This window comes from Candidatus Protochlamydia phocaeensis, assembly GCF_001545115.1.
GTDB lineage: Bacteria > Chlamydiota > Chlamydiia > Chlamydiales > Parachlamydiaceae > Protochlamydia_A > Protochlamydia_A phocaeensis.
This window is the reverse complement of sequence record NZ_FCNU01000007.1, coordinates 403,968-419,149: the sequence shown is the minus strand read 5'-3', so window position 1 is coordinate 419,149 and position 15,182 is coordinate 403,968. Positions and strand designations below refer to the sequence as shown.

The window sequence follows — 15,182 nt, the reverse complement described above, 5'->3', positions numbered from 1 at the left end:
TTAACATGGGCTTATCTTCAAATTTTTTTCAGGTTTAGATTAAAATAAAAGAAGTTTGTTTGTTTGATTTTATCAGCATTTTGAGAAAAATGGCCGCTATTTGAAGCTCAATTCAATTTTATAAAGCAGCTTCGTTTCTCCAGCTCAAAAATGAAATGGATCATATGCGTTATATTATTGGCATAGATTTGGGAACAACCAATAGCTCGGTTGCCTTTATCGATACGGAATCGGCTCATTGGCCGTTGCAATTTTTTTCCATTCCTCAATTGACTGCCTTGGGCAAAGTCGATGCATTGTCCTCGCTGCCTTCCTTTTGCTATTTAGCGGCAGAAGGGGAATGGCCGGCGGGTTCATTGCGCTTACCTTGGAAAGAAGAGACGGCTTTTTTTGTTGGCCAGCTGGCCAAAATACAAGGAGCGCGTGTGCCGACGCGGTTGGTTCAGTCGGCAAAAAGCTGGTTATGCAATGTGGCGGCTAATCGACGTGATAAGATTTTACCGGTTGAAGCGGCTGACCTTTCCCAACGGTTAAGTCCTGTGGAGGCTTCATCCCGCTATTTATCTCATTTAAAGGAAGCGTGGAATGCAACGATTGCCAAGGAGGCCGGAACAGAATTTGAGGAGCAAGACATTCTTCTGACGGTTCCCGCTTCTTTTGATGAAGTGGCTCGTACGCTTACAATTGAAGCGGCGCGCCTGGCCGGCCTTACGCATGTGACTTTATTGGAAGAGCCTCAGGCGGCTTTCTATAGCTGGATTTCCCAGCATGAGAAAAATTGGGAGCAGCAATTTAAGGCAGGCGAAAGCATTCTGGTTTGCGATATAGGAGGAGGAACGACAGACTTCAGTCTCATCGAAGTGCAAGAGAAGAACGGTCAGCTGGGTTTTCAGCGTATGGCTGTTGGAGATCATCTTCTTTTGGGCGGCGATAATATGGACGTTGCTTTGGCGCATTATCTGGAAAACAAGCTGCAGCAGGGCTATCCGGGTCTTGAATCAACTCAATGGCTTCAATTGCAGGCCGAAGCGCGTGCAGCCAAGGAGCATCTCCTTCAACCTCATGTTCAGCTTCACGACTCTTATTCGATTGTTCTACAAGGAACGGGATCTTCCGTCATTAAAGGCAGCTTGGCGACAGCTATTCAAAGACAGGAATTAGAGAACTTGCTCGTACAGGGATTCTTTGGCCATTATCCGCTATCGGAAGCTTTGCAGCTCAAAAAAAGCCGGGGATTTAGGACGGTAGGCCTCCCCTATGAAGATGAGCCTTCCATTGTCAAGCACCTCGCCCACTTTTTGCAGCAGGCCCGTTATTTAGAACCCGGAAAGGCAATCCATTACCTTTTGTTCAATGGCGGAACGATGAAACCAGAGCCTTTCCAGCAGGCGATTGTGCAAGCTCTGGTGGCTTGGTTTCCGCAATCAACCCTCAAGCAACTGGATTCAGCTAGCTTGGATTTAGCAGTCGCACGCGGAGCGGCTTATTATGGAAAGGTCCGCCGCGGAATGGGAATTTCGATAGGCGGAGGGCTGCCGCGCTCTTACTATTTGGAAATGGATATCAAAAATGCCGAGGGGGGGCTGGTCAGAAAAGCTTTAACTTTGCTGCCTAGAGGTGCAGAAGAAGGGCATCACTTTCAGCCCGATCAAATTTTTTCCCTGCGCCCTAATAGGCCTGTTGCTTTCCATTTATTGACTTCCCATGTGCGTTTGTTTGATCGAGAAGGAGAAATAATAGAGATCCAAGAAGAAGAGATGCAGAGGCTTCCTCCTATTCAGACCATTCTACGCTTTGGCCGCAAACAAACTGATCAGGAAGAACAACAAACGATCCCTGTTCGTTTAGGAATTCGGCTAACGGCGGTGGGAACACTGGAATTATGGGTAGAGTCGCAGAAGACCGATCACCGTTGGAATCTAGAGTTTCAGTTGAGATCGGCTTCCGGACAAGACCATAATCTGATGAATAATACGCGCGCTAAGCAACAAGATGAGACTTTTGAGAAAGGATACTTGCAAGAGGCTAGACAGACAGTGGAATCGCTGTTTCAACCCTCTCCCCCCATTAAGCCCAACCAAATTATGGACAAGTTGGAAGAAAGCATCGGAATGACCAGACGGGATTGGGCACCGAGTGTGCTAAGGGAATTATGGGAATCTTTATTAAAATGCGCGCCTCAAAGAAAAATGACGCCGGAGCACGAGGCGCGTTGGTGGAATCTTGCCGGTTTCTTTTTGCGGCCTGGATTCGGCTTTCCTTTAGATGACTTTCGCATTAAAGAGATGTGGAAAATTATTTTAGGGGACTTGAAGAGTGCTAAAAGTCAAGAATGTCAGATTCAAAATTGGATTTGTTTTCGCCGAATTGCAGGCGGCCTAAGTAAAGGACAGCAGGTGCAAATCGCCAGCGAATTGACAGCTTCTTTATTTGATAAGAGAACGGGAAAGCTTGAGGGCGGAAGAAAAGGGGATTCCTATGCTTATTCGGAGAAAATCCGAGCGTTGGCCGCATTGGAAAGGATTGACTTGCCTTTGAAAATTCGGCTGGGAGAGGCTTTGCTTTCTAAAATTGCTCAACAAGAAGCCGATAGCTATGATTTATGGGCACTTGGCCGTATCGGAGCCAGGCATTTGGCTTATGGATCTGTTGGGCAGGTTGTGCCAAAAGACATGTGTGCAAAATGGGTAGAGCAACTTCTTAAAGCCCCTTCTCAAGAAGGGGAATCCTACTTCTTTGCTTTAGAGCAGCTAGCGCGTAAGACAGATCATCGGGAGCTTAACTTGCCCGATGCTTTAATCAACCAAATCATTGAAAAATTTCCGCAGGAAGGATTTCAAAATCGGCTGAAAGATCGAATCTTGACGCCTGCTGAACAAGAACAAGTCTTTGGCGACCGCTTGCCGCCTGGATTAATTCTGGAATTAGTTTAAGAATTTTTAATACACCCTCTAAGAGGGTGTATTAAAACCCATAATGACCTATATTTGAGGTTATTTTTCTTCTAGGGAAAGAATTTGATAGGTCATTAGCGGTTTAATATGCCTTCTAAAAGCAAGTTTGCCAACGGTTCAATTGAAAATTTATGATACAACTGCCTTCTTATTTAAAAGCCTATCGCCAAGACGCCCAAAAATCCCTAGCACAAAAGCTCGTTAAGGATATTGAGTTTTCCGGCCCTACCTATCAGGTATTAGTGCAAGACTTGCATAGCCATAAAAATTATTGGGTTTTCTTGCAATTAGAAGGAAGCGGGCAGATCAAGGATATTTTCTGTTCTTGCGAAGAGGGGCATGAAAGATGCCTGCATCAGGCCGTTGCCTATTTAAGTTTATTTGATAACTATTCGCTTCCGCTCCATCAGCGCTTTGCCCGCTCTTTGTGGGATCATCTTTGCCGCTTATATGAAGACCGCTTGGGTGACGACTCGTCCATCCTGCTCAATTTAGGGCCCGGTCATTATGTTTTTCAAACAAACTTGGACAAGATCGTCTTCTCTGTAAAAGCTTGCACTCCAACTGCTATTGAATTTTTAAGCAAGCTGCTTTGCCGCCGCTCTCAAGAGACTGAAGAGACATCGTTGAAATTTTCTAATTTATCGGCAGAAGACATTTTGCTATGGCGTGAAGGGCGTCCCAATCCTCAATTGCGCTACGATCTTTCTTATTGGAGCGATCTTGCCAAGTGGCTGATGCGCTTGCAAGAGGAGCAGCAGCCTTATCAGATTTCCTTCCAGTACTCGAAAAGGAAGCTGCCTAATTGGATTCAAATTGACTTTGAAGATGTCCATATTGGATTTTATTTATCGGAAGCAAATCTTCCGCTTATTATTCCATCCCTTAAAACAGTTAAGGGTCCTCTTGCCATCCGCAATACTTACAATCAAGGCATTGAACGCATTTATTACGATCGCGCAGAAGGCGTCTTGCACATTGAATCCGCGCCCCCTGAAAAGACGCCTAAAGCGAGAAAGAAAAAGAAGGAGGAGGAAGGGGAAATTCAAATAGAAGGCTGGACCTTTGTTCCAGAAGAAGGATTTTATACGGATGAACCGCACATCCTTCTTCAGACGCCTGATTTGGCAGGTGAAGATCTGTCTATAGCCTTGACGGAACATGGCCGCTTTATCGCAACGCTTTTAGATGATTGCACGATTCATCGCAATCCCCAGATGCTGTCTTATAAGCTTGCCTTTGATTCTTATTGGAATTTGCATGTTCAGGCTTACTTGTTTGAAGAGGGGGATCTCAGCGCCGATCACTCACAGCTTATCGGTGACTGGGCTTATTTGGACGGAGATGGATTTTATCCAATTGAAGGAAAGCGATTTGATGAGGCCGAAATGATCGTGCCCATTTATCAAGTGGCGGACTTTGTAACCCAAAATCGGGCGTGGTTGAATGCGCAAGAAGGCTTCCATACGCATGTGAGAAGTATTGAATATCAATTGACCTATCATATCAGCGAAAATAATCGGTTAACATTTTCTCGCACGCTCGCCAAGGCTAAAGAACAGGCGCGCATGCAAGACTTTGGAGCATGGGTTTATCTGGAAGGATATGGATTTTATGCTAAGGCAGCCGGATCGTTTGGCCATCTTTTAAAACCGGGCGTCTCTCTTAGTGCCGAACAAATTCCCTTATTTATCCGCATGAACCGGGATGAATTGGCTTTGATCCCCCAGTTTTTTACGGAAAAATGCCCAATTGCACAAACAGGACTTCGCGTTGAATTGGCAGATAAGCATTTAATCCAGATTTTTCCTCACTATGATGTGCTTTCCGAGTATGCCGGGCAGGATGTACGATTGTTCGATGATTTTGTTTACTTAGAAGGAGAAGGATTTCATGAGTTGCCTATAGAGCTTCGCCTTCCAGAAAAATATCGCTATCCAACCGAGGTGGAAGGGGAAGAATTAGATCTTTTTTTAAGCTACGAAATCAATGAAATTAAAAAATATATCACTTATCTGGATCCGCGCTTAGTCCGTCCGCAAAGTCTCACCTTAATGACAGAGGGAATTGAACAAGCAAAAGATAAAGGAAGGGGATGGTATTGGTTCAACTTATTCTATCAAACAGAAGCCGGCCAAATTTCCCTCTTCGCTTTGCGCCAAGCGCTCAATAAAAAACGACAGCACTTTGCCTTCTTTGAGGCGGGACTCCTTGATTTGCACAGCAAACGCTTTGACTGGATTAGGCGTCTTGGCAAAGACCGCTTTGACAAAGAGAAAAATGCGATTTTGCTATCGGCTTTGGAGTTTATGCGCTTAAATGCGTTTGACTCTGTTTATCTGACGAAAGGGGAAGAACTAAGGCATCGAAAGAGCCAGGAGTATTTTGATGAATTGACTCAATTGCATACGCCCGAAGTCCCTGATATCGGCGGCTTAGTCAGTCATTTACGGCCTTATCAAGAATTGGGCGTCCATTGGCTGTGGTTTTTGTATTCCCAGCAATTGTCCGGATTACTATGCGATGACATGGGATTGGGTAAAACGCACCAAGCAATGGCGCTTGTGGCCAGCGTTTCTAATCTCTTTCAATCTTATGCAGAAGGCAGCCAGCACCATTTCTTAGTCGTTTGCCCGACCTCGGTGATTTATCATTGGCAGGAAAAGCTCCATCATTTCTTGCCCAAGCTGCGCGTTTGCACCTTTTATGGGACCAAGCGCAGCCTGGAAGAATTTCATCAGCAATACGATGTCCTTTTGACCTCTTATGGCATTTTGCGCAATGAGAAGGAGCTGCTGTCCAAGGTCTCATTCGAAGTGGCCATCTTTGACGAGATCCAAGTAGCCAAAAACCAATTCAGCCAAGTCTATGCAGCGCTGAGAGGCGTAAAGGCTAAAATGAAGCTAGGCTTGACCGGTACGCCCATTGAGAATCATTTGCGCGAGTTGAAATCCCTTTTCGATATTGTTCTGCCTTCTTATATGCCAAATGAGACGGACTACCGCGACTTCTTCATTAAACCAATCGAGAAGGAGCATAATCCCCATCGGAAAGATCTGCTCAATCGCTTGATCAAGCCCTTTACACTTAGACGAAAAAAAGAAGATGTATTGACAGACCTGCCGGAAAAGATAGAAGAAATTGCTTATTGCGATCTTTCCCCTTATCAGCACCAGCTCTACTCCGAAGTACTGGAACAGAGACGGCGGCATTTGGTCGAAGAACTGAAAAACGAGCAGACATCCATTCCTTATTTACATATATTTGCCCTCCTTTCCAGCTTGAAGCAAATCTGCGATCATCCAGCTGTGTATTTTAAGAAGCCTGAGGATTATGCAAAATATACATCGGGCAAATGGGAGTTGTTCTTGGAGCTCTTGCGCGAAGCCAGAGAAAGCCGACAGAAAGTCGTCATTTTTTCTCAATATTTAGGCATGTTAGATATTATAGAACACTATTTGAGCGATCAAGGAATTGGCTTTGCGGCTTTAAGAGGAGCGACACAGCACCGCAAGGAGCAATTGCAACGCTTTAACCAGGATCCGGAATGCGAGGTCTTTGTCGGCTCCTTGCAGGCCGCAGGATTGGGCGTGGACTTAACTGCCGGATCTGTTGTCATTCACTATGATCGCTGGTGGAATGCAGCGCGTGAAAATCAAGCGACCGACCGCGTTCACCGCATCGGGCAAGTTCGCGGCGTACAGGTCTTTAAACTCGTGACTAAATCGACATTCGAAGAAAAAATCGATGCCATGATTGCCCGCAAAGGCCAATTAATGGAAGATGTCGTTGGAGTCGACGACCAAAATACGCTTAAGAAGTTTACAAGAGCAGAGCTTTTAGATTTGCTCGAATTGACAGAAACGGAAGAAGAGCATCCAACCGTATCGGATATCGATTGATAAGCCCACTTCTCGCTAAGGGAAAAGAACTCGAATCTCTAGGTCATTAGCGGTTTTAAGAAATCCTCTAAGCCGCTAAACCCTCCTTTGCATTGGCATCCAAGTTGACTCAATTATCGGATGGTGTATAACTGCCATTGAGCTGGATCACTTGATGTGTCATCCTTTTATATGAAGCATACCTTTCAAAGAGTGAAAAAGCTGCTGGCAATAAGAATCAAGGATGTAAAAGGGTAAAGCTAATAACCTCCAAATTCAGGTTATCAAAATAACTTCCAGACTATCTGCTCTTCAATATTTCCTTCTCTTTCCTAATTAATAACCTCCATCTAAATTAAATTATTTTAGTTAATTTGTTTAATTTGAAATATATTTGTTTGTTTCTTTTTATTTTCTTTATTTTATTTTAACTAAATATTCTTATTATTTTAATTTGTGTTTATCTTTAAATTTTAACTTTAATAAGTTTAGTTGCCATATGAATGATATTCAATTTTTTTCTTTTTCATCTCAGAATCCATTTATCCCTCCGCATTTAGTGGAGAATTCTTCCCATTCAGATTACGACGAAGAGTTAGCTCAAATGTCGGATTACGAAGATGGATTGGATCAAACAATGGTTAAGTTTGCCCGCTCTATTTTAGCCTCTTCTCAAGAATCGAGTTCGCTTAGGGATGAAGAGATGGCTTTTGAAGGGGATCGGCAGATTTCTTGGATGGTAGAAAAATCGGCTTCACAACGCGCAAGTGACGGAAATTGTGAAAATGCCTCTAGATCAGCATCCGTTTATATGGGATATGACGATGAGAGTTTTGATTTATCTTCTTCTTTAGCAACAAGGGCATTATTCTTGTCAGATCAAACAAGTGAAGGACAAGAAAAGACGGGAGATTCTCTTTATCGGAGATTGTGGTTGGAAGCGGAGAAGTCCCGACGCTATCATCTTCTTCCTTTAAATCAGAAGGGCAGCTCTTTTTTGCTTTTTTCTCCTAATGGACGAGCCTATTATAGTCAGCAACTAGTAGGCGAGGGGGGATTTAAGTGCACTTATGCGGTTCAAGAAGTCGCCGTCAATTATCATTTTTTGTCTAAGTTGCCGCCGTCCAGGGCTGTCTCTCTTTCGAAAAAACCGTTAAAGCAGCAGGTTAAGGGCGTTCAAACCAATTCTGTAGATACAAATCAGTTAGAGAATCCAAGTACAAATGAAGCAAAGATTCTCGCTTATCTTAAGTATCAAAGCCTAAGCAAGAATTTATCGCATGTTAATCTTTCTGATGAGGAGTTTCGCTTTTATTATAGAACAGGCCATACCGAACTGGAGGGAGAAAGCGTAGACAGGTCGGCTCCAAAGTGCGATTTTTTAAGGCAGAGCTATGAAGGCAGTTTTGCCGAGCTATTTAACGGGAATATCAACGAGTTAATTGGATCTCAATCCGCTATTATGTTGACCGAAGAGAATCGGTTAACGCTTATTTGCGGGATCGCTAAAGGAGTTGCTCAGCTGCATGCTGTAGGCGTTATCCATCGGGATATCAAACCGGATAACGTTCTATATGTGATGACTTATCCAATCCAAGACATTGTAAAGGTAAAAATCACGGACTTTGGCCACAGCTCTCTAATGGATCTTCAAAATAGACATGCCATGTGCTCTCCGCACGTTCTATATATGGATCCGTCTTGGCACCAGATCCAAGGATGGAAAAATACTTTCTCACCAGCTTCGGATGTTTATCAGTTAGGCTTAATCGCCTTTCAGATTCTGCTAAACTATTCCATGCAGGATTTGGAAGCTCTCTTCCAGGATTTTGCAGGGGAAAAAGATTTTACAGCCGCTATTGGCTATGCCCATAATGGAAAGCACGCGGCTTGCTTGGCGTGGAAGCAGCAGCCGGAAACTTGGAAGGCTCTAGAAGAGGAAATTGCAGATGGCGAAGTAAAGCACATGATTTTAAGTATGTTGAGTCTTTCTCAAGATTTACGGCCTTCAGCGGATCAAGTGGTCAAATTTTTTGAGCGCAAGCTAGCAGACTTAGAGGAAAAGGGATCAATTTATCGGGAAACGAGCATATTTAACGAAGATTAAGGAAAATAGCCCTGGGGTTCGGCTACGCCTATACCCGCGGCTACTGCCCATGCGTCACTCGTGTGGCTTACTTAGTTAGAAGTAAGGGGCGCTTCTCCTAAACTTTCCAGGTATTTTAAGCAATTAACCGCATGATAGACATGGCGGGCGATCTCATCGAATCTGACACTCAGCAGAGGGTGAGAATCGGGAACCGGGGAAGCAAAATAAAAGGTCGCATTCTTAATTCGAGTGACGAGCTCTTCCCTAGAGGCTTTTTTTCCTTTCGATAGAACTGTAAAGCGCAATTGATCGGTCAAGCGTATATAGGGTTGCTCGGCGAGGGCGAAAATAGCCTGAGGCTCGTTCTCTTTATAGAAAGACATCCAGTCCTCGACAGTTGTTTCCGCAGTGGCGCGATGGCCGCAGCTGTCGCGATAAGAGTAGCCGATTCGTGTTGATTTAATTCCAATGACCTTTTCTCTTAGGGACATTTGAATTTCTGGTGGCTCTAGGCAAATTAAGCATTCCCATAAACATCTAAAAGCGTTGGCTTCAGTCGCTTGTTTTGAGTCATTAAAAACGTCATTCCAAAAGCTTTTGTCAGCCTCTTCCAATCTTTCCATCTTGCTTTTAAGGTACACAAGTTCTTCAGGAATCAGTGCGCGATTAGATCCCAGCAAGAAAATGTGATCGGTCACTTGAAGCGTATTTCTTAAATAGTGCAATGTCTCTCTTATCCGTTTCTCCATGCGTTCTGTCCGCGCTCCAAAGAGTAAGCAATGATTGACTATCATTTGACGATCAAGAGAGAGAGGGTGCACAAAACCCAATCGTTCCAACAGCTGTTCTAATTCCTGGCGGTGTTGCCGTTTAGTGGAATTATCTTCCAAATGCCATCTTTCCGTTCCCTCTTTGCGCATTAAGCCGCCAGTCTCTCCTTGGGGCTGCTGGAGAATGGTGTTAAGTTCATAAAGAGATTCAATTGTTAAAACATTTGGATTTAATTCTTTCAATTCGACAAGTAATCTTAAAAGTTCTTGAAAGGGAGGGGAGAGTGTAAGGCATTGATTGGCGGAATTATAATGGAATAAGTGGGATTGGCCTAAAATAAAACTGGGATTAAGCTCCATTACTTTTATGGCTGTAGAAGATAGGGGATAAGCGACAGACAAGAATTGAGCTTGCTCATAATTTTCTTGGGGACATGAGGCTATCATTTGAACGTGCATGAATTATCTTTTCCTTTTTATCAATTGATAGACGGGGCTCTGTTTCTTCTTTTCGTTCTTCCTCTTCTTCGATCTTAGCTAGAAGGTGGGCAAACACCTCCTCAACGAGCCCTTCGAATAATTTCACATGCTTTTGATAATCCGGCCACAGATAGGTTTCCATGAGAGAAGGGCTTGTTTTGACCATGCTCGTTGTCCGTTTTTGGCCTTTATAGCGATACGGCGCCAGTCCATATTTTTGGCAAAGCGCCATAAAGAGCTTCTTTTTCCATATATTTTGATGAGAAATTTTAAACTCTACCGGAAGCTGATCCTGCCGCTCTAAAAGGCGCTGCTTTGCCAATTGAGCCGCTTGACGCTCGCCTTCTGAAGTGGTCCGTGCAATCAGCGCCTCAATTTTTGCAATTTTTTCTGCTAGCCCTGCCATTGGATGAATGCGCTTATTCCTTATCGCTTAAATCTTCTTCATTTTCAAAGAAATAATCTTCGCTTTCCGAATCTTCGGAATAATCCTCGCTGTGCTCTTCAGCTGTATAGGCAAAGCCTTCTTCTTCTTCTGGCTCTCGCTCCTGTCCGAAATCGGCAGGATCTGTTGAACGGGCAGCAGGCTTTTCGCGCTTTTCTTTGCCTTTCAAATACATCAAAATGGGAACGCCCGTAAAGGCATACGTTTCCCTAAATTGATTATACAAGTACTTTTTATACGTTTCCGTCATCAAAGCGGGATAATTGACAAACAAGATAAATTTGGGCGGTTGGACATCTACTTGCGCCATATAATAAATGCGAAGGCGTTTGCCTGTGATCATAGGAGGATGATTTTTTTGAAGCGCGGATCCAATAAATTTATTAAGCTGGTGTGTCGTAATGCGCTTAAGAGAGTTATGGTAGACTTCTTGGATAAGGGGGAAAATTTTATCGACATTGCGTCCGGTTTTCGCCGAAGTGAAAATTTTGGGGCAATGCTTGAGAAAAGGAACTTCTTCCTCAATGCTTTTTAAACAATGCTCCATGCGGAAACCTTTAACCAGATCCCATTTGTTGAGCAAAATAATGCAGCCTTTACCCGCTTCTTCAATCGTATTGGCAATTTTTTTGTCTTGCGCCGTCATGCCCTCTTGTACATCTAAAATCAGGATGCAGAGATCCGCCCTTTCAATAGCCCGCTCTGTTCGGATGGCTGCAAATTTATCCACCACCTCATGCTCGGCCTTTTTGCGCCGAATGCCTGCTGTGTCAATAAAAGTATATAGATGGCCATCCTGAGTAAAAGAAATATCGATGCTGTCTCGAGTTGTACCAGGAATGGGACTGACAATGCAGCGCTCTTCATCAAGCAAATAATTGACTAATGACGATTTGCCGACATTCGGACGGCCGACAATGGCTACCTTAATGGAAGAAGAATCAGGTTCTGGCTCGGTTTCATGAGGAACATTCTCAAATGCTGCTTCGAGCAATTCCGCTATCTGCCATCCTTGTGAAGCGGAAACAGGGATCAAGCGGCTAATGCCTAAGGAGTGGAATTGATGCATAAGAGGAAGCTGCTGCATGTTATCAATTTTATTGACTGCTAAGCAGACAGGCTTATTCGTTTTTAATAAAATTTTGGATACTTCTTTATCTAGTTCAGTTATGCCTATCTGCGCATCGACAACTTGAATAATTGTATCCGCTTCTTCAATGGCAATCTCTGCCTGCCGTTTGATTTCCTCATTGAATAAAACTTTGGAACGAGAATTAATTCCTCCCGTATCGATCACTTGGAAGTGAAAGCCAAATAATTCGCTCTCTGCATAAAGGCGATCGCGGGTAACTCCTTCCGCTTCATCTACAATGGCAATTTTTTGTTTACAAATGCGGTTAAAAAGAGCTGATTTGCCTACGTTGGGTCTGCCGACAATAGCTAATTTAGGTAAATGCGTCATGGCTAGTCCTTTTTCTATGACAGGAGGGTAAGTCTACAGTTTTTCTAATATGCCTTAGCAATTTAGATAATTTAATAGACTATCGTCGAATTCATAATGGCTAAAGTTCAAATTCTTAAAGTAATCTTGAATATAGACAATTAGCAATTCGGCGGCAGTCTCTAAAGTTGCCAACACCCTCGAAAAATTTTTCTTCCGAATGGAAAATTTTAAATAAAAAACGATTAAAAATATATGTTTTTTTAATTTATTGTTTAGAAATAATTCTTAAAAGAATTATAATCAAGCGCGAGTGCTTTTTTTTATCTATAGAATTGAATGCAAAGATTTAATGATATTATTAAATTCTTCACATCCTTTCATTGGATGGAGCTCACTTTGAGAGGGCGTATTAAAACCGCTGATGATCTAGATTCGCGTTCTTTTTTCCTGGGACAGGATCCGCGTAAGGGAGAAAATAATCTTAAATATAGGTTATTATGACTTTAAGAAATCCTCTTAGAACTTCGATCCCTTTAGCTATTTAATTATTGCAAGAAGTAGGATATAAAAAAATACGTTCATATTCATAATGAACTTATCAGAATTTATTTCTTAATTCCAAGTTTTACTGTTTAAATCTGCATTATTATGTCACATACGGCTCATCAAGACGACATTTCGTTAACTTGTTTTAAAAAAGACTTTGAGAAGTATTCTTGGGAAGCTTTTCGCTTGGACATGCTCTCCGGCCTTTCCGTATCTATGTTAACTGTTCCTCAGGCAATGGCTTATGCGCTGGTTGCCGGCCTGCCTGTTTCTTGCGGAATTTTTGCCTCTATATTCTCTGCCATCATTGTCGCTATTTTTGGCTCTTCCCGCCATTTAATTGTAGGGCCGAGTAATGCCATTGCCATTCTCATTCAAGGAGGGATTTCATCAATCTTATTTACTTATTATCGCGATGTAACCGGTCCAGAAAGGGAAGAGCTTGTTTTGCAAATTTTGACCCAATTGATGCTGCTGGTGGGAGCTATTCAAATCTTAGCGGCTTTTTTTAAATTAGGGCGTCTGACTCATTTTGTGAGCCATACGGTGATTGTGGGCTATATTTCTGGGGTGGCCCTGGCTTTGATCATCAACCAAACATTTCCTCTTTTGGGAATGCAAGTGCCTTCGACTGTTTCTTCTTTGTATGAAAGAAGCGCGTATATTTTGATGCACTTAAATTTGGCGGATTGGCCGACGGCCTTGATTGGCGTCACATGCCTTTCAATACTGATTTTATTAAGGCGGATTGATCGCAAGATGCCTAGCGGAGCGATTATGCTGGCAATTGTCGCCGTCATTGCCTATTTTACCGGTTATTTTTTCAACTATTTTGTGGCGCATGATTATCAATTTCTTGATTGGGAAAAGATTGAAGCGCTTTCTCAGAACATTGCTGTTGTAGGGGATACCAAAGGAGATGGATTGCTTCCTCATTGGAGCTGGCCTTATTTTAATACGGGGATTATGAATAATTTGCTTCCCGTGGCTTTTGCCGTCGCCTTGCTTAGTGTCATGGAGTCCACATCCGCATCTAAAGCCATTGCAGCCAGCTCAGGACAGCGCTTATCGACTAATCAGGAAATTTTCGGCGTTGGAATGGGAAATTTCTTTTCTTCTTTTATTGCCGCTATGCCCGTCTCCGGAAGCCCATCGCGTAGTTCGCTTAGCTATGAAAATGGGGCCAAAACGCGTTTAGCTGCCATCTTTCATTCTCTCTTTGTAGCTGTCATTTTATTTGCTTTCGGATTTTTGATCCGGCATATCCCTGTCACTGCCTTTGCCGCCCTTCTAATTGTTTCAGCTAGCAATATTGTTAATTTTAAACAGCTTTTCTTATGCCTAAAAGCCACGCGATCCGATGCTTTTGTCCTGGTTTTAACGATTTTATCTTGCATCTTTTTTAGCTTGGATATTGCGTTCTATATTGGTGTGGTCATCTCGATTTCCCTTTATTTGAAGAAAGCCGCCATCCCTCAGCTGGTTGAATTCACAGTAGATGAATCAGGCAGTTTGCATAGCATTGACCATCTGCATCAGCATGAGCCAAGGAAAATTCGCTTTATCAAAGTTGAGGGAGAACTCTTTTTTGGCGCTGCCGATCTCTTTCAATCGGCTCTTAAGTCAATTACGGAAGATGATACGACAACGCGCGTGATCATTTTGCAGCTTAAGAATGCGAGAGATATCGATGCCACGGCTTGTTTAGCGCTTCAGCAGCTCTATAATTATTTAAAGAGCTCGGGACGCCATTTAATCGGTTGCGGCCTGACCCATCAAATATGGGATGTTCTGAGCGATTCAGGCATGATTGATATTATGGGAAAAAATAATTTATTTATTTTTGATGAACGCCATCCACAATTATCCGTGCAAAAGGCTTTTATGAGGGCGCATGAATTATTGCGCTTAGAAGGTGCCAAGGCAGCTGAAATGGCTGCGGCTGCTTCTCCTACTCTTGCATTAACTCCTGCTCTACCTGTCGTTCAAGACGCCCATTCTTCGCCAAAGGAGAATTTGACGCCTGCCTTAGCGGAGGGTAAATGAAGGAAGGCGGCAGCAAGATTATCGTCTTCCATCCCTTCCTAACCTGAGTGTGGCGTTTCTCAAATCCTAGTTGCAATGAATGCGCTGCAAGGAAATGAGAAGATTTTCATGGGAATGAGCAGGCTGTAGTCCGCTTTTGAAGATCAGGGGACGGGATCCCATTTTGTTAGGCGGCCTCTTTCATCGAGAATTTTTCGATACACCCATTCTTCACTGTTTTCCCTCATCAGCCGATCGCACCCCATGACATAACCTTGGAAGAAGCCATATTTGCGCATGGCTTCCAGCGTGTATTGTGAACTGCTGGGAATAAAATGGCTTCTTGGTCCATCTGCAGGGGAGATCACGTCTTGATGAAAGCGGATGGCTTTTTCTCCGAAATAAGCGAGCAATGAAGGGGAGCTAGGCTGACAAGCGGCGGGCGGAGGAAGAGCCAGATCCGCGTCTTTCCCCCAAGGATTGGCGAGCAGTAAGCTATTCGTAAAGATAAATAATCCAAAAAAAACAAACAAAAACATTTTAAACAT

At 43.3% G+C, this 15,182-nt stretch carries 8 protein-coding genes; 4 read left to right on the top strand and 4 right to left on the bottom strand.

Annotated elements, in window-relative coordinates:
• Positions 1 to 164 precede the first annotated feature (164 nt).
• The 3 genes from BN3769_RS02720 to BN3769_RS02710 all read left to right on the top strand — a co-directional run bounded on the left by BN3769_RS02720 (position 165) and on the right by BN3769_RS02710 (position 8,942).
• Positions 165 to 2,933 (top strand): hsp70 family protein, encoded by a 2,769-nt coding sequence (locus BN3769_RS02720; RefSeq protein ID WP_068467492.1) that lies wholly within the window; start codon positions 165 to 167, stop codon positions 2,931 to 2,933.
• A 152-nt stretch (positions 2,934 to 3,085) separates the two neighbouring features.
• On the top strand, positions 3,086 to 6,856 hold the full coding sequence (locus BN3769_RS02715; protein ID WP_068467291.1) for a DEAD/DEAH box helicase: 3,771 nt from the start codon (positions 3,086 to 3,088) through the stop codon (positions 6,854 to 6,856).
• Between the two features lie 478 nt (positions 6,857 to 7,334).
• Positions 7,335 to 8,942 carry a protein kinase domain-containing protein gene (locus BN3769_RS02710; protein WP_068467289.1) on the top strand — a complete coding sequence of 536 codons (1,608 nt, stop codon included), beginning with the start codon at positions 7,335 to 7,337 and terminating at the stop codon, positions 8,940 to 8,942.
• Between the two features lie 71 nt (positions 8,943 to 9,013).
• On the opposite strand, the gene BN3769_RS02705 is transcribed toward BN3769_RS02710, so the two are convergent.
• Genes BN3769_RS02705 through der form a run of 3 tightly spaced genes read right to left on the bottom strand, consistent with a single transcriptional unit; the run spans position 9,014 to position 12,081 of the window.
• Positions 9,014 to 10,153 carry a hypothetical protein gene (locus BN3769_RS02705; protein WP_079989373.1) on the bottom strand — a complete coding sequence of 380 codons (1,140 nt, stop codon included), beginning with the start codon at positions 10,151 to 10,153 and terminating at the stop codon, positions 9,014 to 9,016.
• Positions 10,110 to 10,580, bottom strand: coding sequence for a hypothetical protein (locus BN3769_RS02700; RefSeq protein ID WP_068467284.1), 471 nt, complete (start codon positions 10,578 to 10,580; stop codon positions 10,110 to 10,112). Before BN3769_RS02700 ends, BN3769_RS02705 begins: the two co-directional genes overlap by 44 nt.
• 13 nt (positions 10,581 to 10,593) lie before the next feature.
• On the bottom strand, positions 10,594 to 12,081 hold the full coding sequence (gene der / locus BN3769_RS02695; protein ID WP_068467282.1) for a ribosome biogenesis GTPase Der: 1,488 nt from the start codon (positions 12,079 to 12,081) through the stop codon (positions 10,594 to 10,596).
• A 630-nt stretch (positions 12,082 to 12,711) separates the two neighbouring features.
• On the opposite strand from der, the gene BN3769_RS02690 reads away from it, so the two are divergent.
• Positions 12,712 to 14,655: a SulP family inorganic anion transporter gene (locus BN3769_RS02690; protein ID WP_079989372.1), complete on the top strand. Its 1,944-nt coding sequence runs from the start codon at positions 12,712 to 12,714 to the stop codon at positions 14,653 to 14,655.
• Between the two features lie 143 nt (positions 14,656 to 14,798).
• Here BN3769_RS02690 and yidD read toward each other — a convergent pair whose 3' ends face one another.
• Positions 14,799 to 15,182: a membrane protein insertion efficiency factor YidD gene (gene yidD, locus BN3769_RS02685; RefSeq protein WP_068467280.1), complete on the bottom strand. Its 384-nt coding sequence runs from the start codon at positions 15,180 to 15,182 to the stop codon at positions 14,799 to 14,801.

Excerpts from the sequence above, each read along its gene's own strand:
- BN3769_RS02690 (WP_079989372.1), top strand. The coding sequence starts at position 12,712 with ATGTCACATACGGCTCATCAAGACGACATTTCGTTAACTTGTTTTAAA.
- BN3769_RS02710 (WP_068467289.1), top strand. The coding sequence starts at position 7,335 with ATGAATGATATTCAATTTTTTTCTTTTTCATCTCAGAATCCATTTATC.
- yidD (WP_068467280.1), bottom strand. The coding sequence starts at position 15,182 with ATGTTTAAAATGTTTTTGTTTGTTTTTTTTGGATTATTTATCTTTACG.
- BN3769_RS02720 (WP_068467492.1), top strand. The coding sequence starts at position 165 with ATGCGTTATATTATTGGCATAGATTTGGGAACAACCAATAGCTCGGTT.
- BN3769_RS02700 (WP_068467284.1), bottom strand. The coding sequence starts at position 10,580 with ATGGCAGGGCTAGCAGAAAAAATTGCAAAAATTGAGGCGCTGATTGCA.
- der (WP_068467282.1), bottom strand. The coding sequence starts at position 12,081 with ATGACGCATTTACCTAAATTAGCTATTGTCGGCAGACCCAACGTAGGC.
- BN3769_RS02705 (WP_079989373.1), bottom strand. The coding sequence starts at position 10,153 with ATGCACGTTCAAATGATAGCCTCATGTCCCCAAGAAAATTATGAGCAA.
- BN3769_RS02715 (WP_068467291.1), top strand. The coding sequence starts at position 3,086 with ATGATACAACTGCCTTCTTATTTAAAAGCCTATCGCCAAGACGCCCAA.